At 73.0% G+C, this 25,984-nt stretch carries 20 protein-coding genes and 2 pseudogenes; 6 read left to right on the top strand and 16 right to left on the bottom strand.

Going from position 1 to position 25,984, the window contains the following annotated elements; all coding sequences use genetic code 11:
• The first annotated feature begins 88 nt into the window (after positions 1–88).
• Positions 89–853: a DUF5995 family protein gene (locus ACW69E_RS16020; protein ID WP_457498930.1), complete on the top strand. Its 765-nt coding sequence runs from the start codon at positions 89–91 to the stop codon at positions 851–853.
• A gap of 30 nt (positions 854–883) precedes the next feature.
• On the opposite strand, the gene ACW69E_RS16015 is transcribed toward ACW69E_RS16020, so the two are convergent.
• From ACW69E_RS16015 to ACW69E_RS15990, 6 genes and pseudogenes are all read right to left on the bottom strand, one after another.
• Complete coding sequence (locus ACW69E_RS16015; protein WP_457498929.1) at positions 884–1,849, bottom strand: carbohydrate ABC transporter permease; 966 nt, start codon at positions 1,847–1,849, stop codon at positions 884–886.
• Positions 1,846–2,814, bottom strand: a complete 969-nt coding sequence (locus ACW69E_RS16010) for a carbohydrate ABC transporter permease (protein ID WP_457498928.1) — start codon at positions 2,812–2,814, stop codon at positions 1,846–1,848. Before ACW69E_RS16010 ends, ACW69E_RS16015 begins: the two co-directional genes overlap by 4 nt.
• Before the next feature lie 10 nt (positions 2,815–2,824).
• On the bottom strand, positions 2,825–3,658 hold the full coding sequence (locus tag ACW69E_RS16005) for a hypothetical protein (RefSeq protein ID WP_457498927.1): 834 nt from the start codon (positions 3,656–3,658) through the stop codon (positions 2,825–2,827).
• Between the two features lie 242 nt (positions 3,659–3,900).
• Positions 3,901–5,364, bottom strand: coding sequence for a group II intron reverse transcriptase/maturase (ltrA, locus tag ACW69E_RS16000; protein ID WP_457498926.1), 1,464 nt, complete (start codon positions 5,362–5,364; stop codon positions 3,901–3,903).
• A gap of 547 nt (positions 5,365–5,911) precedes the next feature.
• A pseudogene (locus tag ACW69E_RS15995) lies at positions 5,912–6,466 on the bottom strand (RNA-guided endonuclease TnpB family protein); the annotation flags it as partial.
• Positions 6,412–6,933 (bottom strand): annotated as a pseudogene (locus ACW69E_RS15990) (alpha-L-arabinofuranosidase); the annotation flags it as partial. The pseudogenes ACW69E_RS15995 and ACW69E_RS15990, both read right to left, overlap by 55 nt.
• A 375-nt stretch (positions 6,934–7,308) precedes the next feature.
• On the opposite strand from ACW69E_RS15990, the gene ACW69E_RS15985 reads away from it, so the two are divergent.
• A complete protein-coding gene (locus tag ACW69E_RS15985; protein ID WP_457498925.1) occupies positions 7,309–8,340 on the top strand; it encodes a LacI family DNA-binding transcriptional regulator in 1,032 nt (343 codons plus the stop codon).
• A 339-nt stretch (positions 8,341–8,679) separates the two neighbouring features.
• On the opposite strand, the gene ACW69E_RS15980 is transcribed toward ACW69E_RS15985, so the two are convergent.
• The 3 genes from ACW69E_RS15980 to ACW69E_RS15970 all read right to left on the bottom strand — a co-directional run bounded on the left by ACW69E_RS15980 (position 8,680) and on the right by ACW69E_RS15970 (position 12,045).
• Entirely contained in the window at positions 8,680–10,386 is a 1,707-nt protein-coding gene (locus ACW69E_RS15980) for a flavin monoamine oxidase family protein (RefSeq protein ID WP_457498924.1), read from the bottom strand.
• A gap of 117 nt (positions 10,387–10,503) precedes the next feature.
• On the bottom strand, positions 10,504–11,328 hold the full coding sequence (locus ACW69E_RS15975) for a carbon-nitrogen hydrolase family protein (protein WP_457498923.1): 825 nt from the start codon (positions 11,326–11,328) through the stop codon (positions 10,504–10,506).
• A 261-nt stretch (positions 11,329–11,589) separates the two neighbouring features.
• A complete protein-coding gene (locus tag ACW69E_RS15970; protein WP_093656644.1) occupies positions 11,590–12,045 on the bottom strand; it encodes an Lrp/AsnC family transcriptional regulator in 456 nt (151 codons plus the stop codon).
• A 371-nt stretch (positions 12,046–12,416) separates the two neighbouring features.
• Here ACW69E_RS15970 and ACW69E_RS15965 point away from each other — a divergent pair, with 371 nt between their 5' ends.
• The 3 genes from ACW69E_RS15965 (at position 12,417) to ACW69E_RS15955 (ending at position 15,768) form a co-directional block, all read left to right on the top strand.
• Positions 12,417–12,872: a hypothetical protein gene (locus ACW69E_RS15965; RefSeq protein WP_457498922.1), complete on the top strand. Its 456-nt coding sequence runs from the start codon at positions 12,417–12,419 to the stop codon at positions 12,870–12,872.
• Positions 12,869–15,169, top strand: coding sequence for a DUF6571 family protein (locus ACW69E_RS15960; RefSeq protein ID WP_457498921.1), 2,301 nt, complete (start codon positions 12,869–12,871; stop codon positions 15,167–15,169). Before ACW69E_RS15965 ends, ACW69E_RS15960 begins: the two co-directional genes overlap by 4 nt.
• 74 nt (positions 15,170–15,243) lie before the next feature.
• Positions 15,244–15,768 carry a hypothetical protein gene (locus ACW69E_RS15955; RefSeq protein ID WP_457498920.1) on the top strand — a complete coding sequence of 175 codons (525 nt, stop codon included), beginning with the start codon at positions 15,244–15,246 and terminating at the stop codon, positions 15,766–15,768.
• An 80-nt stretch (positions 15,769–15,848) separates the two neighbouring features.
• Here ACW69E_RS15955 and ACW69E_RS15950 read toward each other — a convergent pair whose 3' ends face one another.
• From ACW69E_RS15950 to fmt, 6 genes are all read right to left on the bottom strand, one after another.
• Positions 15,849–16,553, bottom strand: a complete 705-nt coding sequence (locus ACW69E_RS15950) for a class I SAM-dependent methyltransferase (RefSeq protein ID WP_457498919.1) — start codon at positions 16,551–16,553, stop codon at positions 15,849–15,851.
• 73 nt (positions 16,554–16,626) lie between these two features.
• The gene (locus tag ACW69E_RS15945; RefSeq protein WP_457498918.1) at positions 16,627–18,075 is read right to left on the bottom strand and encodes a GuaB1 family IMP dehydrogenase-related protein; all 1,449 of its coding nucleotides are present in this window, start codon (positions 18,073–18,075) and stop codon (positions 16,627–16,629) included.
• A gap of 115 nt (positions 18,076–18,190) precedes the next feature.
• Positions 18,191–19,186 (bottom strand): sugar-binding transcriptional regulator, encoded by a 996-nt coding sequence (locus tag ACW69E_RS15940; RefSeq protein WP_457498917.1) that lies wholly within the window; start codon positions 19,184–19,186, stop codon positions 18,191–18,193.
• A gap of 199 nt (positions 19,187–19,385) precedes the next feature.
• The gene (gene rpe / locus ACW69E_RS15935; protein ID WP_093849250.1) at positions 19,386–20,078 is read right to left on the bottom strand and encodes a ribulose-phosphate 3-epimerase; all 693 of its coding nucleotides are present in this window, start codon (positions 20,076–20,078) and stop codon (positions 19,386–19,388) included.
• Between the two features lie 97 nt (positions 20,079–20,175).
• Complete coding sequence (locus ACW69E_RS15930) at positions 20,176–21,576, bottom strand: RsmB/NOP family class I SAM-dependent RNA methyltransferase (protein WP_457498916.1); 1,401 nt, start codon at positions 21,574–21,576, stop codon at positions 20,176–20,178.
• Positions 21,577–21,721: 145 nt separating this feature from the next.
• Positions 21,722–22,654: a methionyl-tRNA formyltransferase gene (fmt, locus tag ACW69E_RS15925; RefSeq protein ID WP_457498915.1), complete on the bottom strand. Its 933-nt coding sequence runs from the start codon at positions 22,652–22,654 to the stop codon at positions 21,722–21,724.
• Between the two features lie 341 nt (positions 22,655–22,995).
• Here fmt and ACW69E_RS15920 point away from each other — a divergent pair, with 341 nt between their 5' ends.
• On the top strand, positions 22,996–23,616 hold the full coding sequence (locus ACW69E_RS15920) for a hypothetical protein (protein WP_457498914.1): 621 nt from the start codon (positions 22,996–22,998) through the stop codon (positions 23,614–23,616).
• Positions 23,617–23,711: 95 nt separating this feature from the next.
• Here ACW69E_RS15920 and ACW69E_RS15915 read toward each other — a convergent pair whose 3' ends face one another.
• Positions 23,712–25,874, bottom strand: a complete 2,163-nt coding sequence (locus ACW69E_RS15915; protein WP_457498913.1) for a primosomal protein N' — start codon at positions 25,872–25,874, stop codon at positions 23,712–23,714.
• Positions 25,875–25,984 lie beyond the last annotated feature (110 nt).

The raw sequence follows: 25,984 nt of genomic DNA, 5'->3' as shown, positions 1-25,984 counted from the left end.
TGGCCCGCCCTCCGTTCGGGGGTCGCCCGATCCGGGGGACTTCCCGCTCTCCCCCCTGTGTCCGGCCCCTTTCTGCCACTCTGAGCGCATGACGATGACGCAGTCCGGGTCCGCCGCCGGACCCGCCGCCGCGGACAGGACGGACGGGGCGGGCGGAGCGGGCGGGGCCGAGGGGATGGACGGGGTGATCGCGCGGATGCGCGCGCTCCAGGAGGAACTGCCGCCGCACGACGGGGTGGCGGCCTTCAACCGGGTCTATCTGTCCGTGACGCTGTCGGTGCGCCACAGCCTCGTCGACGGTCTCCTGCCCCGTCCCCGCTCCGCGGCGGCCCTGGCGGCGGTCTTCGCCGGACGCTATCCGGCCACCGTCGACCTGGCCGCCGCCGGGGAGCCCGTCCCCGCCTGCTGGCGCCCGCTGTTCCGGGCGCGCCACCGTACGGGCCTGCACCCCGCGCAGTTCGCGCTGGCGGGGGTCAACGCGCACATCGGGTACGACCTGGCGCTGGCCGTGGTGGAGACCGCCCGGGCGCACGGGTGCGAACCCTCCGCGCTCCAGGGCGCGTTCGACCGGATCGGGGACGCCCTGGTGGAGCTGGAGGAGCGGATCCGCGAGGACCTCGCGCCCGGCCCCGCTCCGCTGGACATCGCCGATCCGCTCACCCATCTGATCGCCGGCTGGGACATGGAGCGGGCCAGGGACTCGGCCTGGTCGGCGGCGCGGCTGCTGTGGAGCATGCGGCGGCTGCCGGAGCTGGCTGAGGAGTTCACCCGCCGGCTGGACTCGGGGGTGGGCCTGGTGGGCCGCTTCCTGCTCACTCCGCTGGAGCGCCGCCCGGCCGCACGCACGGGGTGAGCGCCACGGGCCGGACCCGGCAGGCCCGTCTCACCCCTTCAGGCCCGAACGGGACACCCCCTCGATCACCCAGCGCTGCGCCACCACGTACAGCAGCAGCACGGGGACGCTGGCGATGACGGCCCCGGCCATCAGCAGGTCGTAGCGGATGTTGTTGGCGCCCTGGAAGTTGGCGAGACCGGCGGGCAGAGTCAGCGTCTCGGGGCTGAGCAGCACGTACAGCGGCCACAGGAAGTCGTTCCAGTTGCTCAGGAACGACAGCAGGGCGAGCGTGACCAGGGCCGGGCGGGCGAGCGGGAGCACCACCCGGAGGAAGATCTGCCACCGGTTGCAGCCGTCGATCTCCGCGGCCTCCTCCAGTTCCCCGGGGAGGGTGAGGAAGAACTGCCTCAGGAAGAAGACACCGAACGCGCCGGCCGCCGCCGGGACGATGATCGCCGGAAGGGTGTCCACCCAGGCCAGTTCGTTGACGATCAGGAAGTTGGGGACCAGCAGGATCACCGGGGGCACGAAGAGGGTGGCCACGACACCCGCGAAGATCACGCCGCGGCCGCGGAAGTCCATCCGGGCCAGCGCGTACGCCGCCGGGGTGGCGGTGGCCAGCACCAGCGCGGAGTGGGCGGTCGCGGCCAGCAGGCTGTTGAGGAACCACTGCACGACCGGGCTGTCGGTGGAGCCCAGCACCTGGCGGTACGCGTCGAAGGTGAACGGGTCGGGCCTCCAGCGCGGTTCGGTGGCCCCGGCCTCGCCCCGGGTCTTGAACGAGGTGGCCAGCATGTACAGCAGCGGGCTGAGGTACAGCGCGGCGACGACGCCCAGGACGAGGTGGAGCAGGGAGCGGCGCAGCCGGCGGACGGGTGCCGGGGCCGCGCCCACCCGGCCGGCCCCGGCCCGTCCCGCCGCCCCGGGGGGCGGCTCCGGCGTCTCGAAGGCGGGTCGGCCCTCGTGCGTCCGGGACCCGGACACCGGGGTGGAGCCGGAACGGGCGGCGGTCATCGGTCCTCCTGACGTTCGCGGAAGATGCGGAAGATCACCGCGCTGGCGGCCATCAGCGCCAGGGCGAGTACGAAACTCATCGCCGAGGCGGTGCCCATCTCGAACCGGCGCAGACCGGTCTCGGCGATCAGGAAGATCGCGGTCTTGGTCTCGTCCGCCGGGGCGCCGGTGGTGATCAGATAGGACTGGCCGAACATGTTGGCCGACGCCAGGAGCGTGGCGTTGATCACGAACAGCAGCACCGGGCGGAGCCCGGGCAGGGTGACGTGGACGAACCGCTGCCAGGCGCCGGCGCCGTCGACGCGGGCTGCCTCGTACAGCTCGGCGGGGATGTCCTGGAGCCCGGCGAGGTAGATGACGGCGTTGAAGCCGAGCGTCCACCAGACGGTGACGCCCACCAGGCCCCACCAGGCGGCGGGCGTGTCGGTCGTCCACTGGATGTCGTCGGGCAGCCCGAGCACGCCCAAGTAGTGGTTGACCATGCCGATGTTGCCGTCGAGCAGGAAGCGCCACAACAGGCCGACCACGGCGACGCCGAGCACGTACGGGGCGAAGTACACCGCCCGGTACAGGTTGCGGCCGCGGAACCTGCCGTTCATCAGCATCGCCACGAACAGCGGCACGATCAGCAGGAACGGCAGGGACAGCGCGGTGAAGATCCCCGTCGCGCGCATCGCGGCCCAGAAGCGCGGCCCCTCCACGCTCTCGAGGTCGAACAGTTCGCGGTAGTTGTCCAGGCCGACGAAGGGCTTGGCCGGGATGTTGATGTCCCACGAGTGGAGGCTGATCCACAGGCCGTAGCCGATCGGGGCGAGGACGAAGACGGCGAACAGGGCCAGGTAGGGGCCCATGAAGACGTACGGCGTCCACCACCGGTAGGAGCGGGTGGCGACCCGGGCGGGGGGCCGGTCCGGGCCGGGTCGTGCTCCCGCGGTGGACGGCCGTGCGGTCAGCCGCAGTGCCACGTCGGACGCCTCACTTCGCGTACTTCTGCTTGTTCTCCGCAAGGAGCTTGTCGGCCGTGCGCACGCCCTCGGCCAGGGCCTCGGCGGGCGAGAGCCGGCCCAGGACGGCCTTCTGGACGGCCAGTTCGAGCGCCTTGGACTGGACGTCGCCGATGCCGGGGAGGGCGGGCAGGAAGTGGAAGATCTCCAAGTTCCTCGCCAGCCCGGTCTGCGGCAGTCCGGCGACCTCGGGGTCCTCGCGGACGGAGTTACGGGCGGGGATCATCCCGGCCTTGGCCCACTCGGTGGAGCGCTTGCTCATGTAGTCGATGAAGAACTTGGCGGCCTTGACCTTGTTCTCGTCCTTGGCGGCCTGCGAGGTGAGCACGAAGTTGTGGGAGGCGCTCCAGGCGGCGGGTACGTCGCCGATGGTGGGGATCGGGGCCATCTCCCAGCGCAGGTCCTTGGCGTTGGCCTTGAGGTCGTTGATCTGCCAGATGCCGTCCCAGGTGAAGCTGACCTTGTTGTTCTTGAAGGCGTTGTACTGGGCGTCCTGGGCGACCTGGGCGGGGCTGTGGCCCTTGGTGATCTGCTCCCGCATCCACGACAGGGCCTCGACCCCGGCGTCCGATCCCCACCTGGCGGCGGTGCCCTCGGCGTCGTACAGTTCGCCGCCGAACTGCCACAGCAGGGACATGAACATCAGGTGGGCGGGCCACTTGTTGGGCATCCAGAAGGGGGTTTCGACCCCGGCGTCACTCAGTTCGGCGAGCGCCTCCTCGTAGCCGGAGCGGTCGGTGGGCGGCGCGTCCAGTCCCGCGCGGGCCAGGTGCCCGGCGTTGGCGTAGCCGGCCAGGCAGTGCACGTCCAGGGGGATGCTTTGACGTCCTCGCCGCCCTGAAGGACGGCGATTCCCGCCTACCGCGCCGTTGAAGGCTGCGGTGTCGAGTGGGTTCCTGCTTCGCCGCGCGGTGCGGGCACGAGTGCCCGTCTGTTGAGTCGGCACGGAGCGCGGTGCCGGTGTTGCCACCGGTCCGTTTCTCCGTGCCGCTCGCCGAACCCGGCGTGCGTGTCTCCACGCACCGGGCTCTCCACGGTCTCTGCCGTTCAGGCGTGGTTGGGAATCCAGAGGTTGGGGATCTTGTCTCCTCGGTAGCGGTAACGGGAGACCGTCACTGCTTGGAGGTCGAACAGTTCGATCCCGTCTGCCGAGGGCCTTTGCCACCGTCCGTTGTGGTCGGTGAGGCGTCGGCGGACGTCCTTCCACCTCCAGCGGTGCAGCACCATCCACCAGCTGATCACCCGGCGCCACGTGAAGTGGGCGAGGCAGCTCAGGGCGACTTTGCAGACCGCGTGCTTGAAGTAGTTGGCCCAGCCGCGCATGATCTGGTTGAGCCTGATCAGCACGTCCCTGGGGTTCTGCTGCGACGTTCTGTTCGTCAGGGCACGGATCTTGTCCTTCAGTTGCCGGATGGGCCGGTCAGCGATGAAGGTGTAGACGTACCACTTATCCGTTCCTCGCTTGCGGCGCCACTGGATGTGGAACCCCAGGAAGTCGAACCCTTCCGACATGTGCACCACCTGCGTCTTGGCCTCGGAGAGGCGAAGCCCGAGCGGTTGCAGCACGTCGGCGATGTCCTCGCGCAACGCTTCCGCATCACCGCGTTCACCGGTAGTCAGAACGACGAAGTCGTCCGCGTAGCGGACGATGCGCCAGTTCGGGCGCCCGGCGGCACGGCGACGACTGCGCCGGTAGGGGGTCGCCATCTCCCCGCCCGGCTCCCACGGCCTGGTCAGGTGCTCATCGAGCGCCGACAAGGCGATGTTCGCCAGCAGAGGGGAGAGGATGCCTCCCTGCGGGGTGCCGGTGTAGGTGTCCTCGCGGCTGTTGTCCTCGGTGAGGACGCCGGCCTTGAGGAACGCCTTGACCAGCCGCAGCACGCGCTTGTCCTTCACTCGTCGACGCACCCGGTCCATGAGGGCCGTGTGGTCGATCGAGTCGAAGCACGTCTCGATGTCCGCGTCCAGGACCCAGCGGTAACCGTGGGTGCCGTAGAAGTGGATCTCGGCGATCGCGTCGTGTGCCCGCCGCAGGGGCCGAAAGCCGTAGGAGACCGGCTTGAAGTCGGCCTCGAAGATCGGTTCCAGCACCAGCTTCAGGGCCGCCTGGACCACCCGGTCGGTCACGGTGGGGATGCCGAGCTTGCGCATCTTCCCGCTCCCGCCAGGCTTGGGGATCTTGCGTTCACGCACCGGCAGCGGGCGGAACTCACCCGATTTAAGTACGTGGCGAAGATCCTCCAGGAACCCATGAGGGCCAATTTCCTGCTCGATGTTGACGACCGTCAGGCCGTCCACTCCGGGCGTTTTAGCCCCTTTGTTGCCCGCGACCCGTTCGAACGCCACTAGCAGCGTCGCCGGGTCGCATACGAGGTTGAACAGATCGTCGAACCTGCGGCCATGGTCGGCCGCCGCCCAACGGTGAAGTTTGGCCTGCATCCCCGATACCCGTTGGTGAGACCCCATAGGGACCTCCGGAGCGTCACTGTTCAGCGGCGCGTCTTTCGGCATTGCAGCCTCCTTCCCTTCTCGATTCCGCTGCCGCCCTTCCCCATGTGCCGGGCTCTCCCCGGCTCGGAGTACTACGGCGGCTCCGCCCCGTCCCGGCCCGATCGGCCGACAGTGGGCCCAGCCTGCAAACAACGCTGGACGCGTTATCCCAGGTCAGGACCGGGACGGTTCCCGTGTTCACTCGCTGTTCGATCGACGGAGTAGGAGCCCGGCTATACCCCCGCGGCATCGCCACGGCTACCCCGCAGCATTTCACCGTGGCCTTCCCGAGCAACTGGAAGCGATCACTTGGGAAGTTCCCCACCCCAGGTACAAGGCAGGGACACACCGCACCCAGCCCACATCCGCCAGGTTCGAGCTGGTGTGGAGTCAGGGGGCGTCAGCGCCGGTTCCTCGCGTACTCCTTTCCGTCTTGCTTGCCGGACCCGCACCATCTGGCAGTGCTGGCACGTCCCGGCTTTGTCAGGGCCGCTTGCCACCCTCCCCGGCACCTCCCAGGTCGGGCTGCCCTCAGCTTCAGTCGTCCTGCTGCGACAGGACGACGGTGGTGGTCTTGCACCTCCACTCGAACAGCGTGCGCTTCACGGCGCACTACCAGCGCTCCACAGGCTGACACGGCCAGTCCGGCCGCCCGGGCGACGTTGACCGCCGCGTTGATGTCCCGGTCCAGGACCGCCCCGCACGCCTGGCACGTCCACTCTCGGATGTGGAGGGGCTTGGGGCCGTCCTTGACGCCGCACACGGAGCACACCCGGGAGGTCGGCTCGAACCGGCCGGTCTTCACGAAGGTACGTCCGTACCGGGCGGCCTTGTACTCCAGCATGCTCACGAACGCCGACCATCCGGCGTCGTGCACGGACTTGGCCAGGCGCGTGCGCGCCAGTCCCTTCACCGCCAGGTCCTCCACGGCGACCGCTTGGTTGTCGCGGACCAGCTGTGTGGAGAGCTGGTGGTGGAACTCGCGGCGCGCGTCCGCGACACGGGCGTGTGCCCGTGCGACGTGGATCCTGGCCTTGTCCCGGTTCTTGCTGCCCTTCTCCTTGCGAGGAGCTCGTTGCCCAGGCACCACATACGGACGCCGTGCGGGTCGGCCACGCCGTGGGAGCGGCGCAGGTCCGACAGGGCGGTGCCGCCCGGGTGGTTGGTGTACTCCAGCAGGTCCAGGGCCTCGGACGTGCCGCGGGTGCCGAGGTTGAGGGCCATCATCGGCTCGACGCCGGCCCTGCCGGCCCAGGCCATGAACTCGTTGAGGCCGAAGGCGTTGCTCTCCACACTGCGCCAGGCCAGGTCCAGGCGGGTGGGGCGCCGGCCGGCCGGGCCTACCCCGTCCTCCCAGCGGTAGTTGGAGACGAAGTTGCCACCGGGGTAGCGCACGAGCGTGACGCCGAGTTCGCGGACGAGGTCCAGAACGTCCGTGCGGAAGCCGTCCTCGTCGGCCGCCGGGTGGTCCGGCTCAAAGACGCCTGTGTAGACCGACCGGCCCATGTGCTCGACGAAGGAGCCGAACAGGCGCCGGTCCACGGCCCCGATGCGAAAGCCTGGGTCGACGGTGAGACGGGCGGTGGGCATGGGCGCTCCATGAGGCTCAGGGGGTGGGCGGGGTTCCGCGGGCGGGACGAGGGGGGAGGCGAGTCCCGCCCGCGGAACACGCTCACCGCGTACGGGACCGCTACCGCGAGCCACCGGCCGCGGTTGCCGCCGGTCGTCGGGCGGCTGATGGTCCGAGGTGGCGTGCGCTGATACGATTACATCGTTGAAACAGCGTTGTAAACACTTCGGCGATGGTTCCTCGGAACCGGACGGGTCCCACTGCGCGGTTCCGCGGGGTGACCGCGTGCGGCACTCGGCACCGGGTCGGCCCGCACCGCGCGCCGGCGATGTGCCAGGGTGGCCCGTACCGCTTCGCGAGCGGCACCGGTGGGTGCCGGGTGGAGGTGAACAGAGGTGGGCGCCAGCCTCAAGGACGTGGCCGCACGGGCCGGGGTGTCGGTCAAGACCGTCTCCAACGTGGTCAACGGCTACACCTACGTGGCTCCGCACACACGGGAGAAGGTCGAGCAGGCTCTGGCGGAGCTGGACTACCGCCCGAACCTCTCGGCGCGCAACCTGCGCCGCGGCCGCACCGGCGTGATCGCCCTGGCCCTGCCCGAGCTGGACGCCCCGTACTTCGCCGAGCTGTCCCGGTTCGTGATCGACGCCGCCGTCGAGCGCGGCTGGACGGTGCTGATCGACCAGACCGACGGCCTGGCCGACCGCGAGCGCGAGGTGCTCCAGGGCATCCGGGAGCAGCTCATCGACGGGCTCATCTTCAGCCCCATCACCGTCGGCCGCGAGGAGCTGGCGGCCCGCACCGACAGCACTCCGATGGTGCTGCTCGGCGAGCGCGTCATGGACGGTCCCACGCACCATGTGGCCATCGACAACCAGCGCGCCGCCCGCGAGATGACCGAGCACCTGATCTCGCTGGGCCACACCCGCATCGGCGCCATCGGCGCCCAGGAGAACCCCAGCGCCAACACCGCCCACCTGCGGCTGGCCGGGTACCGGCAGGCGCTGGAGGCCGCCGGACTCCCCTACGACGAGCGGCTGGCCCCGCCGACGGCGTCGTACCACCGCGCCGACGGCGCCGCGGTGATGCGCCGCCTGCTGGAGCTGGACGAACCCCCGCAGGCGGTCTTCTGCTTCAACGACCTGCTGGCCCTCGGCGCCCTGCGCACCGCTCTGACCTCCGGTCTGCGGGTCCCCGACGACCTGGCGCTGGCGGGCTTCGACGACATCGAGGACGGCCGCTACAGCACCCCGACCCTGACGACGATCTCCCCCGACAAGGCCCGCATAGCGCGGACGGCCGTGGAGCTGCTGGACGCCCGCATCGGCGGAAGCGGACGCGGCGGCCGGCCGGCCGGGGACGACGGGCGGCACGAGGTGGAGGCGGACTACCGGCTGGTCGTCCGGGAGAGCACCGTCAGGTCCTGACGCCGCGGGTCTCCGGGGTTGAAGGCCAAGGGGCGGGGGTGGGGGCGGGGCGGGCTGTGGCCCCACACCCGGTCCCCGCACCACGGGCCGGCCGTCCTCCCGATCCGGCCGGTCGATGAGCATCGGGCGGCGGTTGATGCCGTACGGCTCGTCCAGGCAGGGCCGTTCGCGGCCGGTGAACGGACCGCGCACCGAGCGGGAGCGTCCGGTGAAGGTCGGGTAGCCGGCGGTCGGTCCGGCGCAGCGGTCGCCGGGGCCGGGGCGCCCCCCGGGCGGGCCGGGGCACCGGAGAGGGCCGGACGACGTGCCCCCGTAGCCGGTCCGGCCCGCCGGTCCGGCTCAGTCCTCGGGGAGTTCGACCGGGGCGATCTCGTCGTAGACGTCACCCGGCCCGGGGTTGGCGGGGTCGGTGGAGCCGCCGAGGTGGTGCATCACGCCCCACACCGCGTTGAGCGCGGTCTGCACCGCGCCCTCGGCCCAGCCGGCCGTCCAGGAGATGTCGTCGCCGGCGAGGAAGATGCCGCGCTTGTCCTCGGGCAGCCGGTCCTGCGCGAAGTGGGTGAACAGCCGCCGCTGGTAACGGTAGTGACCCGGCAGGTTGGCCTTGAAGGCCCCCATGAAGTACGGCTCGTTCTCCCAGGAGACGGTGACCGGGTTGCCGGTGATGTGCTTGCGGATGTCGACGTCCGGATAGATCTCCCGCAGGGACTTGAGCATGACCTCCAGCCGCTCCTGGGGGCTGAGCGGCAGCCACTTCAGGGAGTCGTCGCACCAGGTGTACGACAGGCACATCACCGCCGGCCGGTCCGGCCCGTCGTCCAGCAGGTAGGTGCCCCGCGTCATGCGGTCGGTGAGCGTCATGCTCATCACGTCCCGGCCGGTGCGCTCGTCCTTGTCCAGCCAGAACGGGCGGTCCACCGGCACGAACAGCTTGGAGGACTCCATGTAGTGGGTCCGCTCGATCGCCGTCCAGTGGTCGATGGGGAACAGGTCGTCGTCGCAGTCGATCTTCGACAGCAGCATCCACGACTGGGCGGTGAAGACCGCCGCCCGGTAGGTGCGCACGTCGCCGGTGGCGTCGGTGACGGTGATGCGGTTGCCCGCGGTGCGGTGCAGCCGGGTCACGGCCGGGCGCGGGTCGCCGCCGTGCAGGGACTTCAGCGAGGTGCCCGCCGGCCAGTGCACCAGCTTGGCCGGCTCGCGCTCCCACAGCCGCAGCGGGAGCTGCTGGCTGCCGCCGACGATGCCGCGGTGGTCGTCGTCGGCGCCGGTGTAGACGACCCGCAGGATCTCCAGGATGGAGTTGGGGAAGTCGGTGTCCCAGCCGCCGGTGCCGAAGCCGACCTGGCCGAAGATCTCCCGGTGGCGGAAGGAGGAGAACGCCGGGGAGTCGCACAGGAAGCCGTAGAAGGTCTGGTTGTCGAGCTTCTCCACCAGGCGCGACCAGATCTCGCGGATGCGCGGCACGTCGCGCGTCCGTATGGCCTGCTGCATGCCGGAGAAGTCCGCGCCCTCCTCCAGGCAGGCGTTCCACGCCTCCATCACCTGGTGGTAGACCTCAGGCAGGTCGTCCAGGGTGCGGGCGTAGTGGGACTCGCCCTTGAGGTCGACGACGGTGGAGGGGGTGTCGGGAGCCAGCGGGTTGGGGAACGGCCTGGTCTCCAGGCCCACCAGGTCCGCGTAGTGCCAGAAGGCGGTGGACGACGGCGGGAAGCGCATCGCGCCCATCTCGGCGGTCAGTTCGGGGTCGCAGCCGTCGAAGCGGGCTGTGCGCAGCCGCCCGCCGATCCGGTCGGCCTCGTAGACCACCGGCTTCAGGCCCATCTTCATCAGCTCGTAGGCGGTGACGATCCCCGACAGTCCGCCGCCGACGACCGCGACCTCGGTGCCGTGCTCGGTGGCGGGCACCTGGCCGAGGCCGGCGGGGTGGGCGAGGTAGTCGTCGTAGGCGAAGGGGAAGTCCGGGCCGAACATGGTGACGGGCGGCTCGGTCCGCGCCTGTGCGTGCTGCTCGTCGTGGACGGCGGCGGGCACCGTGGAGGTCATGGGTGGTTCTCCTGGTGGTACGTGGCGGGCTGTGTCCGGGCGGTCGGCCCGGGCCGGCGGCCGGCTGCGGTGCCGGATGGGCGGCGGGTCGGTACGGGGCGGCGCGGGGCCGGCCCCTCAGGTGAGCGAGGCGTACAGCTCGGGGCGGCGGTCGCGCAGATACGGGTTGTCCGCGCGCGAGGCCCTCAGCCGCCCGGGGTCGACGTCGGCGGTGATCAGGTCCTCCCCCGCGCCCGCGCGGGCGCGGACCGTGCCGTCGGGGGCGGCCAGGCAGCTCAGTCCGGCGAAGGTGATCGCATCGCCGCCTCCGTTTCCGTCCGCGCCCTCGGTGCCGCAGCGGTTGGCGTAGGCGATGTAGAGCTGGTTCTCGAAGGCGCGGGCCGGCAGAAGGGTCTCGGCGACGATCTCGTACGGCCGCATCAGCGCGGTCGGCACCAGCAGCAGCTCGGTGCCGGCCAGCGCGTGGGCACGGACGTTCTCGGGGAACTCCACGTCGTAGCAGACCAGCATCCCGACGCGGACGCCGTCGAGGTCGGCCTGGACGACGGGGGTGTCGCCCGGGCGGAAGGCCGAGGTCTCGAAGCCGCCGTACAGATGGGTCTTGCGGTAGTCGGCCAGCCGGGCGCCGTCGGGGCCGACGAGCCCGGCGGAGTTGTACACCGCGTCGCCGTCGCGCTCGGGGTAGCCGTAGGCGACGGCGATCGCGTGCTCGGCGGCGATGCGGGAGACCGCCTCGGCGCCGGGGCCGTCAAAGGGCTCGGCCAGCTCCGCCACCCGCTCACCGATCGCGTACCCGGTCAGGTACATCTCGGAGGCGACCAGCAGCCGGGCCCCTCCCTCGGCGGCCCTGCGGGCGGCGCGGTCGAGGGCGGCCAGGCTGTCCGCGGTGGAGCCGGGGACACCGCCGGGGCCCTGGAGCAGCGCGGTGCGCAGCGGCGTCATGGGACCTCTTCGCGTTCACGTCGGACAGCCGTACCGGGCGTGCCGGGGTACGGCTGCGGGATCTGGGGACGCCTCGACGGTACGGTCCGCCCGCTTGGCCCCACAAGCCGCACCTGTTGCGCATCCGGCATCGATCCGTTGCGTCTTGGGGCCCTTCCGCGTCGATTCGTTGCGCGCCCGGACTGAGCGCCCGGGTTGCGTGCCCGGCCGTGCACCCGGCCGTAAGCCTGGGAGTGTGTCCGGCCGTGCGTGCGCCGCGTCTCAGGCCGGTGACCCGGAACCGTAGCGGCGCAGCAGCGGGGAGAGGACGAGCACCGACCGGGTGCGCTCGACGAAGGGCTCCCCCGCGATCCGCTCCAGCACCCGCTCGAAGTGCCGCATGTCGGAGGCGAAGACCTGGACGATGGCGTCCGCGTCGCCGGTCACGGTGGAGGCGGAGGCCACCTCCGGATAGCGCGCGAGTCCCCGGCGGATGTCCTCGGGCGAGGTCTTGTGGCGGCAGTACATCTCGACGAAACCCTCGGTCTCCCAGCCGAGCACCGCGGGATCCACCCGTACGGTGAAGCCGGTGATGGCACCCTGCTCGCGCAGCCGGTCCACCCGGCGTTTGACGGCGGGGGCCGACAGTCCCACCTCGGCGCCGATGTCGGCGTAGGAGCGCCGGGCGTCCTCGGCGAGGGCGCGGACGATGCGTTCGTCGAGCTCGTTCAGTCGCACTGCGGGTGGGCCACTTCTGTCGTGCGGGCGGTACTCGGAGCGCCGCTGTGATCGCGCCGCCCCGGCAGCGAAGTACAGCACACCGGGCCGGCGGGGCGTCCCTCCGGCGGCCCCGGGCCGCGGAGCGGGCGGCCGGGGAATCCTCACCGAAGCATCACACGGGGCGGCGCCGCGGCCCGGGAGGGCGCATGTCCGGATTTCCGGGCGCCCCTTTCCGGCCGCACCCCCGCGAAACGGGCGTGCCGGTGCCCGCCGGCGGCGGCACGGCGCTCCCGCCCCGGTTCCCTTCCGCGCGGCTCTCACTGGCGGCCGGGAGCCGCGCTTCTATACCGTGTGGCCCGACAAGCGGAGCCGGACGCGGGGGAGAGAACGTGTCGTTCGACGAGGAGTGGAACCGGCTGGTGCAGGCCGCCGCCGAGCGGAAGGCCGCGCAGACGCGCCTGAACCAGCTCGACGGCGGCGGAGGAGGCGGGGTGTCGACGTCCTCGGGTGAGCTGAAGGTGTCGCAGAAGGACCTGGCCGCCGTCGGGGACGCGGCGTTCGAACTCCACGGACGGCTGCTCAAGGACGGCGACCTCGCCCGGGAGAGCAGCACAAGCGCCGCCGCGGGCCTGAAGGGCGACTTCGAGATCGGCGGCGCCCTGGACCACGTCGTGACCCGGTGGCAGGAGCAGCTGCGCACCCTCACCGACGCCTGCGCCCACATCTCCAACCACATGGAGTACAGCGACAAGGCCCACGCCAACGACGAGCAGTACATCGGCTCGCTGTTCAACAGCGTCTCCGCGCTCGACGAGGGCTTCGACGAGAGGACCCGGCTCCAGTGAAGCTCGACGCCCTCCGTCACGCCGACTTCTCCAAGCTGAGCAAGGCCGTCTCCGACTGGTCGGAGATGGCCGGGAAGCTCAGCACCCTGAAGGACGACGCCCGCTCCCAACTCAAGGGCAAGGCCGACAAGGCCGACTGGACCGGCATGAACGCCGACGTCACCCGGGAGTTCGTGACCAAGACCGCCGGTGAGTTCGACGACGCGCACACCCAGGCGTCCTCCATCCACAACATCCTCAAGGACACCCACGACGAGCTGGTCGAGTACCGCAGGCAGCTCAACGACGCCATCGAGCGCGGCCTGAAGAAGAACCTGACCGTCATCGCCAACACCGACGGCAGCTTCACCGTCACCATGAACATCCATCCCGACCGCGCCGCCCGGGGCACCGACGTACCCGACCACACCCCCGAGGACGTCACCGCCCTGCGCGACGAGGTCCAGGGCATCCTCACCAAGGCCGCCGAGAGCGACTCCAGCGCCGCCAGGGCGCTCAGAGCCCTGGCCGACCAGACCCCCTACGGTTTCTCCGACGCCTCCTACGCCGACCGCGACGCCGCCGCCGAGGCGATGGAGGCCGCCGACCGGGCCGTCGAACTCGCCAAGGACCCCGCGGGCATGTCCCCTCAGGAGTTCGACGACTTCAACTCCTCCATGGCGCGGTACAAGGACGACCCCCTCTTCGCCGAGCGGTTCGCCACCGGGCTGGGCCCCCAGGGCGTGCTGGACTTCTGGGCGGGCATCAACGACCCGCACACCAACATGCAGCTCGGCCAGGCCCGGGTGGACAAGTACGGCGCCCTGCAGGAGAACCTCGGCCTGACCCTGGCCACCGCCACCCAGTCCGACAGCCCCGCCATGCAGCGCTGGGAGCGGGACATGGTCGGGCTGACCGGCGAGTTCGTCCCGAGCAAGGACAACCCCCGGGCCGTGGGCGCCCAGGTGATGAGCAACCTGATGCGCTGGGGCGACTTCGACGACAAGTTCCTTAAGAACTACGGCGACGAGCTCATCCGGGTCGAGAAGGAGCGCAGCGGCAACGGCCGCAGCGCGGACCTGGCCTGGCACTTCCCCATGGGGCCCATGCTCAACCGGACGGGCACCGACGAGGGTTCGGACCCGATGACGGGCTACATGATGGCCCTGGGCAAGAGCCCCGATGCCGCCACCGACTTCTTCAACGGCACCTTCGTCACCAAGGACGAGGACCACGACTTCACCCGGGACACCGACGGCAACGGCAAGGAGGGCAAGGTCGGCCTGACCAACTTCCAGTACCTCTTCGAGGAGCGCGACTGGCCCAAGCAGTACGGCTCCGACTTCAAGGAGAGCATCACCGGGCAGAACGCCATGGGCTGGGCCCTGGAGGCCGCGGCGACCGGCCACCCGGCCGGTGAGCAGCCCACGCCGGACCTCCCCCCGCACAGCCCGGAGCAGGCCCGGCTGGTGGAGCAGATCTTCGACTCCGTCTCCGACGACACCGAGCGCCTGACAAAGCGCGGCTACCTGTCGGACAGCATGGGCCAGATCGCGGCGGAGTACCTGCCCGACATCAACCGGGCCATGACCGACGACAAGCACGGAAACACCAACCTGCTGTTCCCCGTCGCCGGCACCGCCGCCGAGCTGGACCACAACGACGTCACGCGCTTCCTCGTCAGCGTGGGCCAGAACCCGGAGGGGTTCTCCAGGGTCGAGATGGGCCAGAAGGCCTACATGACCAATCTGATGGACTACCACCTGAATCCCGATCTCCCGGAGGACAGGCGGTACCCGCAGAACCCCCAGACCACCATCGAGGACATTGCGCGGAGATCCGGGGAAGTCAGCGGCACTCTGTCCATCGGCCGCCAGGAGGCGGTCCTGGGGGAAGCTCACCAGAAGGACGAGGACTACAAGAAGTCGATGGGACAGGTCAAGAACATCGTCTCCGGCACCATCGGCACCGGCATCGGTGTGGGGACGAGCTTCGTCGCGACACCCGTCGCGGGGGCCGTCGCGGGTGGAACCGCGAACACCGTCAGCAGCGTCGTCCTGGAGCAGATCTTCGGTGATCTGGAGCCGAGCAACCTCAAGGACGCCGGGGAGAACGTGGGCGAGAGGTGGGAACGCTCCAGGGAGAACAGCCTGTGGCACGGTCAGACGGCCGCCATGGAGGCCGCCAGGGCACACGACCTGCCGTACGCCGATCAGGTGGCGGACTGGGTGAGGCGCGGCAACGAGGACGGTTTCGACAGCGCCTCGGTCAACGTCTCCCGGATGGCGGACGACCTTGACACGGAGATCCCCCGATGACCATTCGGCGCGGCCCCGCCGTTACCTCTCCGCCTGCCAGGGCAGGAGTCGGACCGAGACGCCCAGGAAGGCACATGCGATCAGGATCCCGGCTCACGCTCTCGGCCGCTTTCGTGCTGCTTCTCGGCCTCGGAGCGGCCTCCTGTTCCATGAAGGAGAAGAACTACGAGATCCCCTCCTCCATGTGCGGCACGGCCGTTCCCTCGAGCCTCACAGAGCCCCTCCTGCCTCCGGGGGACGAGATCTCCACCGCCGTCTCCGACAAGGCGGACGGGATGACGCGCTGCCTCGTCTACGTCGACGACACGCAGGTGCTCACCTTCAACATCGAGTGGTGGGAGAAGGGGACTCCGCCGGCCAGGTTCGCCTCCGTGTTCCCCAACGTCGAGCCCGGTGACAAGGAGACGGAGGACGGCAGGTTCATCTACTCCGACACCGGGGCCGTCGGAAAGGTCACCTGCCCCGAGCCGCGGAAGCCCGATGACGACCTCTTCGTCGCAGCCAGAGTCGACGAGCCGGGCAGGCCCGACGAGGCGGCGATGAAGAAGCTGATCACCGCCTACGCCGAAGCCGTCGGGAAGTCCGGCGAGTGCACCTGAGGCCGGCCGGTCGCTGCCCGCACGCGTAGTGGCGCGCGGGCAGCGGCCGGCCCGGTCGGCGCGCCGCCGCTGTCGGCGCGTCACCCCGCGGGCAGTGCCCGCACCCAGGTCCGGTCACCGGTGAGGTAGGCGTCGACGGCCAGACCCGCGCCGGCCAGCGCCTCCTCGAACTCCGCCCGGTCCATTCGCCGGGAGAGGAACGTCTGGGTCCAGGTGGCGTCCGGGAAGACGTACTCGCAGCGGATGGCCGACACCTTCGGGTCGCCGGTGGGGTCGGCGGCGGCGATCCTGACCAGTCCGTCGCCGGCCCTGCGCTCGCGGGGCACCCGCTCGTGCCAGTCCTCGCCCTCGCGCTGGATCAGCACGCACCCGTCGTCCGCGACGTGCCGGCGGCAGGCGCGCAGCAGCGCGTCGCGCACCCGGACGTCGCCGGCGTGGACCAGGAAGGAGGACAGCAGGACGGCGTCGAAGCGCTCGTCCAGCTCCAGCGTCTCGATGGGCGAGCACACGGTTCGGGCTCCGCGTACGTGCTCCAGCATCCGCGGCGACTCGTCGACGGCCGTCACCGCGAAACCGCGCTCCAGCAGGGGGTGGGTCACCCGGCCCGTGCCGCAGCCCAGTTCCAGCAGGCTCGCCCCGGCGGGGACGGCCGAGGCGACGACGTCGGGTTCATCACCGGCCGGCAGGCGGGTGTAGACCTCCACCGCGCAGCCGTCGGGGGTGATCGCTCCGGGGCCGGTGCCCTCGTGGCCCTGGCGCGGTGTCCGGGGCTCGGGTCCGCTCATGGGGCCATCGAAGCAGCCGCGGCCCGCCCGGGGAAGTGGGCCGGGCGGGCCGCGGGCGCCGCGGGGGCGCGGATCACCAGCTGGCGTGCAGCGGCTTGCCCTCGGCGTAGCCGGCGGCGCTCTGGACGCCGACGACGGCCTTCTCCGCGAACTCCTCCAGAGTCGCGGCCCCGGCGTAGGTGCACGAGGAGCGCACCCCGGCGATGATCGAGTCGATCAGGTCCTCCACCCCCGGCCGGGCCGCGTCCAGGAACATCCGGGAGGTGGAGATGCCCTCCTCGAACAGGGCCTTGCGGGCCCTGTCGTAGGCGGACTCCTCGGCGGTGCGGTTGCGCACCGCGCGCGCGGAGGCCATGCCGAAGCTCTCCTTGTACAGGCGCCCGTCGGCGCTCTGCTGGAGGTCGCCGGGGGATTCGTGGGTGCCGGCGAACCAGGAGCCGATCATGACGTTGGAGGCTCCGGCGGCCAGCGCCATGGCCACGTCGCGCGGGTGCCGCACACCGCCGTCGGCCCAGACGTGCTTCCCGTGCCTGCGCGCCTCGGCGGCGCACTCCAGGACGGCGGAGAACTGGGGGCGGCCCACACCGGTCATCATGCGCGTGGTGCACATGGCGCCCGGCCCGACCCCGACCTTGACGATGTCGGCGCCGGCCTCGATCAGGTCCCGGGTGCCCTCGGCGGAGACGACGTTGCCCGCCACCACGGGGATCTGCGGGTCCAGCGCGCGGATCCTCTCCAGGGTGGAGAGCACGGACTCCTGGTGGCCGTGGGCGGTGTCCACGACGAGGGTGTCCACCCCGGCGTCGAGCAGCCCCTCGGCGCGGCCGGCGACATCGCCGTTGATGCCGACGGCGGCGGCCACCCGCAGCCGCCCGGCGTCGTCGGTCGCGGGGGTGTAGAGGGTGGCGCGCAGGGCGCCCTTGCGGGTGAGGATGCCGACCAGGCGGCCCTCGGCGTCCACGGCGGGGGCGAGCTTGCGGTGGGCTCCGTCCAGACGGGTGAACGCCTCGCGCGGGTCGATGCCGGCGTCCAGGAGCAGCAGGTCGCGGGACATGACCTGGGAGAGCTGGGTGAAGCGGTCCACGCCGGTCAGGTCGGAGTCGGTGACGACGCCGACCGGCCGCCGCTCCCCGTCGACGACGACGCCCGCGCCGTGCGCCCGCTTGGGCAGCAGGGACAGGGCGTCGGCGACGGTCGCGGAGGGGTCCAGGACGATGGGGGTGTCCAGGACCAGATGGCGCTGCTTGACCCAGGAGATGACTTCGGTGACCACGTCCAGGGGGATGTCCTGGGGGATCACGGTGAGGCCGCCGCGGCGGGCGACCGTCTCGGCCATCCGGCGCCCGGCGATCGCGGTCATGTTGGCCACGACGATCGGGATGGTGGTGCCCGTCCCGTCCGGCGCGGAGAGGTCCACGCCCTGCCGGGAGCCGACCGCGGAGCGGTTGGGCACCATGAAGACGTCGTCGTACGTCAGGTCGTACGCGGGCCGCTGGTCGTTGAGAAATCGCACGTACTTCATTGTTGCACGCCGGCCCCGGCCCCCGGCCATGGAGAAAAGGCCAGGTGAGCGGGGTCGTTCTCGTACGTTCCCACCAATGCCGGGGGCCTGGGCGAAGCTCCGCCGGCCCGGGACCTCAGGGCGCGCTCTCGTCCGGGTCGGCCCGCTCCAGCGCGGGCCGGGGGCCGGGGCCGGTCTCGTGCAGCAGGTAGTCGGCGGCGGCGGTGTCGGTGACCAGGCTGGTGACCAGCCCGGAGCGGAGCACCGCGCCGATCGCCTCGGCCTTGCGGCGGCCGCCGGCGATCGCGATGACCTCGGGGATGCGGCGCAGCCGGTCGGCCTCGACGGTGATGCAGCGCTCGCCCAGGTCGCGGCCGATACGGCGGCCCTCGGCGTCGAAGAGGTGCGCCGACATCTCGGCGGCGACCCCGAGGGAGGCGTAGTGGGCGCGCTCCTCCTCCCCGAGCATGTCGTGGACGGTGGAGACGCCCGGTTCCCAGGAGCCGATGGAGACCGCGGCCACGGTCACCTTGTCGAAGTACTCGAACGCGGCGGCGATGCTCGTCTGGCCGCGCAGCGCGGCGGCGGTGGCCGCGTCCGGCAGCAGCATCGGCGCGTAGATCGGGTGGGCCTCGCCGCCGGAGACGGTGGCGGCGCGGCGCACGGCCTCCACCGAGCCGCGCTCGGCGGTGCCCGCGTCGTAGACGCCGGTGAGCTGGACGACGGTGCACGGCGGGAGGCGGTGCAGCGCGGTGGCCATGTGGATGGTGGAGCGGCCCCAGGCCAGACCCAGGACGTCCCCCTCGGTGACCAGTTCGCCCAGCAGGTCGGCGGCGACCTCGCCGAGGTTCTCGGGGTCGGCCGCGTCCTCCGCGGCGTCCGAGGGCGACTCGACGACCACGGCGTGGCGCAGCCCGTAGCGGGCGCGCAGCGCGTCGGACCGCTCGGCGTCCAGTTCGGCCGGGACGCGGATCTCGATGCGCACCAGATCCCGCTCCAGCGCGGTCTCCAGCACCCGGGCCACCTTGAAGCGGCTCACCCCGAACTCGTCCGCGATCTGGATCTTGGACTTGCCCTCCAGATAGAAGCGGCGCGCCATGGCCGCCGCCTGCATCAGCTCGGCGGGACCCATTCTCGTGGCTGACCGCCCGGTCGACACCGCACTCACCTCGCTACCGTTCCGCCGTACTCGTGTACGCGCCGTTCCTCACTCTGCGCGTTCATCCTCGCAGATCCGCGGCGGTCCTGATCCACTCCGTGCACGGTGCACCCATGCCCGCCCCCCGCGACCGTCCCTGCGAAAGGCGCGGACCGCCCTCAGCGGACCGCCCTCAGTGGGCGCAGGTGCCGGCGGCCCCGTTCGCGGCCTCCCTGGCCTGGGCGCGCAGCGCCTGCACCGCCGCGGCCGGGTCGTCCGCGCCGTAGACGGCCGAGCCGGCCACGAAGACGTCCGCGCCGGCCTCGGCGCACCGCTCGATGGTGGAGGCCGACACCCCGCCGTCCACCTGGAGCCACAGCTCCAGGCCGTGCTTGTCGATGAGCTGCCGGGTGCGGCGGATCTTGGGCAGCATGACGTCGAGGAACGCCTGGCCCCCGAAACCGGGCTCGACGGTCATCACCAGCAGCATGTCCAGCTCGGGCAGCAGGTCCTCGTACGGCTCGATCGGCGTGGCGGGCTTGAGCGCCATGGAGGCGCGGGCGCCCTTGGCCCGGATCTCGCGGGCCAGCCGCACCGGCGCGGCGGCGGCCTCGGCGTGGAAGGTGACCGATCCGGCCCCCGCCTCGACGTACTGCGGCGCCCAGCGGTCGGGGTCCTCGATCATCAGATGGCAGTCCAGCGGGGTGTCGGTCGCCCTGCGCAGCGACTCGACGACCGGGACGCCGAGCGTGAGGTTGGGGACGAAGTGGTTGTCCATCACGTCCACATGGAGCCAGTCGGCGCCCTCGGGCCCTCCGACGCGCCGCGCCTCCTCGGCCAGGCGTGCGAAGTCGGCGGACAGGATGCTGGGGTTGATCTGAACCATGGCCCCAGTATGTCGTGTCACCCGTCCGGCCCCGCCGCCAGGTTCGCGGGGGCGCACCCGGCGGCGGGATCGTGCGCTGCGGTGTGCCGACGTGTGCTCAGGTGCGGCGCAGCAGGGCGAGGTACATCGCGTCGGTGCCGTGCAGATGCGGCCAGAGCTGGATGTCGGGGCCGTCCCCGAGGGAGGGCACGCCGGGCAGCAGCGGGCGGACGTCGATCGGCTCGGCGCTCTCGTGCCCGAGCACGTCGTCGACGACCGCGCGCGTCTCGGCCGGGTGCGGCGAGCAGGTGGCGTAGCCGACGACGCCGCCGGGCCGGGCCGCGCGCAGCGCCTCGGTCAGCAGTCCGCGCTGGAGCGGGGCGAAGCCGGCCAGGTCCTCGGGACGGCGGCGCCAGCGGGCCTCGGGGCGGCGGCGCAGCGCGCCCAGCCCGGTGCAGGGCACGTCGACCAGGACGCGGTCGAAGGAGCCGGGCCGCCAGGCGGGGCGGGTGCCGTCGGCGGTGACCACCTGGTAGGGGCCCGGGTTGCCGCGCAGGGCGCGGGCCACCAGGCGGGCGCGGTGCGGCTGCTTCTCGGCGGCGATCAGGGCCGCGCCGCGTCCGGCGGCCAGCGCGCCCAGCAGCGCGGCCTTGCCGCCCGGTCCGGCGCAGCCGTCCAGCCAGCGTTCGTCGGGTCCGTCCAGGGGGGCGTTCGCCAGTGCGAGGGCGACGAGCTGGCTGCCCTCGTCCTGCACCCCGGCGCGTCCCTCGCGCACCGCCTCGATCGCGCCGGGTTCGCCGCCCTCGGCGAGCCGGACGGCGTACGGGGACCAGCGGCCGGGCACCGCCTCGCCGGTCAGCAGCTCATCGGCGGTGGCGCGGCCGGGGCGGGCGACCAGGGTGACCTCGGGACGGGCGTTGTCGGCCTCCAGCAGCGCCTCGATGTCCCCGCGCCCGCCGCCGAGCGCGTCCCACAGGGCGGAGACGATCCAGCGGGGGTGGGCGTGGACGATCCCCAGGTGCTCCTCGGGGTCGTCCTCGTAGGGCGGGGCGACCTTCTCCAGCCAGCCGTCCAGGTCGTCGGCGGCGATCCTGCGCAGTACGGCGTTGACGAACCTGGCCCGCCCGTCGCCGAGCACCACTCGGGCCAGTTCCACGGTGGTGCTGACCGCGGCGTGGGCGGGGATGCGGGTGCCCAGCAGCTGGTGGGCACCGAGCGAGAGGACGTCCAGCACCGGTGGGTCCACCTCGCGCAGCGGGCGGTCCACACAGGCGGCCACGATCTCGTCGTAGGTGCCCTGCCGGCGCAGCGTGCCGTAGACCAGCTCGGTGGCCAGGGCCGCGTCCCGCCCGTCGATGTCGCCGCGTTCGCGGGCCTCGCGCAGCAGCGGGGGCAGGACGAGGTTGGCGTACGCGTCGCGCTCGTCCACGGCCCGCAGCGCCTCGTAGGCGATCAGGCGTACGGGGTCCTTCTTGGGGCGGCGGTAGGGCCTGGCGGGACGGCGTGGCCGGCTGCTCACGGAAAAGGTGCTCCGGGTGGTGTCGGGGACGGCGCGCGGTGGGCGCCGGGGGCGCGGCGTTCCAGCCTAATCCCACCCGCCCCGGCGTCCCGCCGCAGGTGGTGCCGCCCCACCTGCGGCGGGGCGGTCCGGAGCCGGGCCCGCCTCAGTCCCCCAGCCGCTCCCCTTGCGCGATGCGCACGCCGCGCGCCCAGTCGGCGGCGGCCATCGGCTTCCTGCCCTGCGGCTGGACCCACAGCAGCTCGACGGCGTGCGAGCCGGTGCCGGCGTGCACGGTGTTCTTGCCGACGGCCAGCTCACCGGGGACCAGGCCGGTGCGGTCGGGGGCGAGGGCGGTCTGCCGCAGTTTGAGCCGCTCGCCGCGGAAGAGCGTCCAGGCACCGGGCGCGGGCGAGCATCCGCGTACCACGCGGTCCACGCGCAGGGCGGGGGCGGCCCAGTCCACCCGGGCGTCCTCGACCGTGATCTTGGGGGCGAGGCTGACGCCGTCGGCGGGCTGGGGGACGGCCCGCAGCGTGCCGTCCTCGATGCCGTCCATGGTGGCGGCCAGCAGTCCGGCGCCGGCGAAGGCGAGGCGGGTCAGCAGGTCGCCGCTGGTGTCGGTGGGCCGGATCTCCTCGGTGACCACGCCGTAGACCGGTCCGGAGTCCAGCCCCTCCTCGATGAGGAAGGTGGAGGCTCCGGTGACCTCGTCCCCGGCCATGATCGCGTGCTGGACGGGCGCGGCGCCGCGCCAGGCGGGCAGCAGCGAGAAGTGCAGGTTGACCCAGCCCCTGGCCGGGACGTCGAGCGCGGCCTTCGGCAGCAGCGCGCCGTAGGCGACGACCGGGCAGCAGTCCGGGGCGATTTCGCGCAGTCGGGCGAGGAAGTCCTCGTCGCGCGGGCGGGCGGGCCTGAGGACCTCGATGCCGGCCTCCTCGGCCCGCTGGGCGACCGGGCTGGCCACCAGGCGGCGCCCGCGCCCGGCCGGCGCGTCGGGTCGGGTGACGACGGCCGCGACCTCGTGCCGCTCCGATGCGATCAGTGCGTCGAGGGCGGGTACGGCGACCTCGGGGGTGCCGGCGAAGACGAGCCTCATCGGTGCGGGACTACCTCTCGAAGACGGGTGTGTCGGGGACGGGCGTGGACGGGCGTGGACGGACGTGGGCGGATGCGTCGGGGCGGACACGGGGCCGCGCCGGGCGCGGGATGCGCGCGGCGCGGAACGGCGCACCAGTCTACGGTCCGCCGCGGCGGCGGGCCCGGCGGGCGCTCCGGGCACCGGGTGGGGCGTGCGGTCCCGGACACACCGCCCCCGCCGGTCTTTTCACGCCCCCTCAGCGTGACCCCGGCGCCCGGTGCCGCGTTGGTCAATGCAGCTTGACCGAATCGGCCGCAGACGCGGCCGGCCGACCCCACGCCGGTTCGAGAGGCTTGACCATGGCCGACCACGCCACCCCCGACGCCCGGGCACGGGCCAGCCTGCACCTGCTGGTGCGGGACATCGAGCGGGTCCGCCGGCAGGTGGACGCACTGCGCACGCTCACCGCACAGCTCGGCAACGTCTACCGGCCGCGGCGCACGGGTCCGTCAGCGGGCTTCGTCGTCTACGGCAGGGCGCCCGCGCCGACCGTGCGGCTCGCCCAGGAGCTGCGCGACAGCGTGGAGACGCTGGTGACGGCGGCCGTGGAGTTCGACCGCTCGCTGGGTTTCTCCTGGGACTCGGTGGGCTCGGCCCTCGGCGTGACCAAGCAGGCCGTCCACCGCCGCTACGGCTCACGCCGGCCGGTGGCGCGGGCGGGCGGCGCCCCCGCGGCGGCCGCGACGGCGACGGCGGCCGTCCCGCAGGCGACCGTACAGAACACCGCACAGGCCCCGGCTCCGGCCGACGACGGGGCGGAGGCGGCGCGGCGGCCCGGCCCGGACGCGGAGGACGGCCGGGAGACCGGGACCGCCGCACACACCGTGGCCGCGGGACCGGGCGCTCCCCCGGCGCCCGGGCAGCGGGCGCAGCCGCCGGAGCCACGCCCGGGCGCCCTCCCCTCCCCCCGCAACGGCTGACTCGAGGCCGTCCCCTCCTCCGCCCGGCGCCCGGCCCCTCCCCCTCGGCCCGGCGCCGGGCGGTTCCGCGCCCGGCCGGCCCCGGGCCCGGCAGGTCAGCCGATGTCCTCCGGGTCGACATGGACGCGTACGGGCTCGCTCCCGCGGCGGGCGAGCCGGGCCGCGCGGGCGGTCCTGAGCGCGGCGGCGAGCGCCGCGCCGCTGCCCGGCGGCACTCTCACCAGGGCCCTCTCCCAGCGCTCGCCCGGCGGCGGGCCGCCCGGGCGCCGGGGACGGCCCGCTTCGGGCACCGGCAGCGGCACCGGGCCCAGGACCTCGGCGTCGGGCGGCAGTTCGGCCGCGGCCAGCAGTTCGGCGACGGCTTCGGGCGGCCCGGTCACCGCGGCCATCCGGGACACCGGCGGGAACCCCAGCTCGGCCCGCTCGGCCAGCTCGCGCCGGGCGTGTCCGGCCGGATCCCAGCGCACCAGCGCCTGGACGGGCCGCAGCGAGGGCTCGGCCATCACCACCACCGTGCCGCCCTCACCGTGGGGGCGTACCAGTGCGGCGGCGTCCAGCCAGCGGCGCAGCGCCTCCTCCCCCGCCCGCAGGTCGGGGCGGGACAGCAGCGCCCAGCCGTCCAGCAGCAGGGCCGCCGCGTAGCCGGGCCCCTCGGCGACCGGCTCCGCGCCGGGGGTGCTGACCACCAGGGCGGGCCGGTCGGGCACGGAGTCCAGGACGTGGTCGCGGCCGGAGGTGCGGACGGGCACGGCCGGGAAGGCCCGGCCCAGTTCCTCGGCGGTGCGCCGGGCGCCGAAGACCCGCCCCCGCAGGCGGGTGCCGCCGCACTCCGCGCACGCCCAGCCGGGCGTGTCGCGGCCGCACCAGCCGCAGCGGGGCGGGGCGCCGCCCGCGGCGGCCTCCAGGGGGCCCGAGCAGTGGGCGCAGCGGGCGGGCTCGCGGCAGCGGTCGCAGGCCAGCCGGGGTACGTAGCCGCGCCGCGGCACCTGCACCAGCACCGGGCCGCGCCGCAGGGCCTCGCGCACGGTGCTCCAGGCGAGGGTGGGCAGCCGGGCGGCGCGCGCGGCCGGGTCGCGCGCCTCGTCACCGTCGCCGACGGTGCGGACCAGGGGCGCGCTCGCCCGCACCGCGTCGCGGCCGGCGGCCAGCGGGCGGGCCCAGCCGGTCTCGACGAGCTGGGCGGCCTCCACGGTGCTGCCGTGCGCGCCCAGCAGGAAGCCGCAGCTCTCCCGGGCGGAGCGCAGCAGCAGCACCTCGCGGGCGTGCGGCATCGGTTCGCGGGGGTCGCGGTGGCTGGAGTCCCCGTCGTCCCAGATCGCGACCAGCCCCAGGTCGTGCACGGGCGCGAACATCGCGGCGCGGGTGCCCACGACGCAGCGCACCTGCCCGCGGTTGACGGCCAGCCAGCGGCGGTAGCGGGCCTCGGCTCCGGCGTCGGCGGTGAGCAGGACGTGCCGTCCGGCGCCGGCCAGGGCGGTGAGGGCCGCGTCCACCCGGGCCGCGGCCCGCCCGTCGGGCAGTACGGCGAGCGCGCCGCGGCCGGAGGCCAGGGCGGCGGCCAGGGCCCGGGCCAGCTCGTCGGGCCAGTGCGGGCCGGGCAGCGCCGTCCACACCGCGCGCGGGGACTCACCCCCGGCCAGTGCCCGCAGATAGCCGGGCCCGGCCGGGTAGCGGGCCCAGGAGGACGCCTCGGGCGGCGGAGGCGGGGGCAGGGGCCCGGCCGGGGCCCCTGCCGCGGGGGCCTTCTCCGCGCGGGCCATGCGCGGGGGCACGGCGAGCTGGACGACGTCGGCCAGCGCCCCTGCGTAGCGGTCGGCGACGGCCCGGCACAGCCGCAGCAGGCCGGGGCCGAGGACGGGCTCCGGGGAGAGGACCTGGGCGATGGGGGCGAGGACGCCGGGGAAGTCGGAGTCCGCGCGGCGCTCGACGATGAAGCCGTTGACCAGCCCGCCGCCCTCGCGGCGCCCGCCCCGCTCCCCCGCGCCGAAGCGCACCCGCACCCGCGCCCCGGGCCGGGCCTCGGCGTCCATGGCGGCGGGGACGGCGTAGTCGAAGAGACGGTCGAGGTGGAGGAGCCCCTTGTCGACCAGGACACGGGCGACGGGGTCGCGCTCGGCGAGCTCGGCGCCGCGCCAGGTGCGCGGCCGGGCACGGGGCGGTTTGGCCCGGCGGACGGTCTCGCGGATCAGCGCGAGCTGCTCGCCTCCCGGCGGATCCTGTGCCGGAGGCCTGTCCGGTCGCCCGTTGTCGCTGCTCACAGCCCTCAGTCCTACCAGAACCCACCGACACGGCCCGGCCCCCGCGGCTTCCGGTGGGGAGTCGCGGGGGCCGGGCCGGTGTGTCGGCGGGCGCGCGAGGTGTTACAGCC

It is taken from the genome of Streptomyces sp. SS8 (assembly GCF_054072955.1).
The sequence above is the reverse complement of the archived record's forward strand: the minus strand, read 5'-3'. Positions and strand labels throughout refer to the sequence as shown.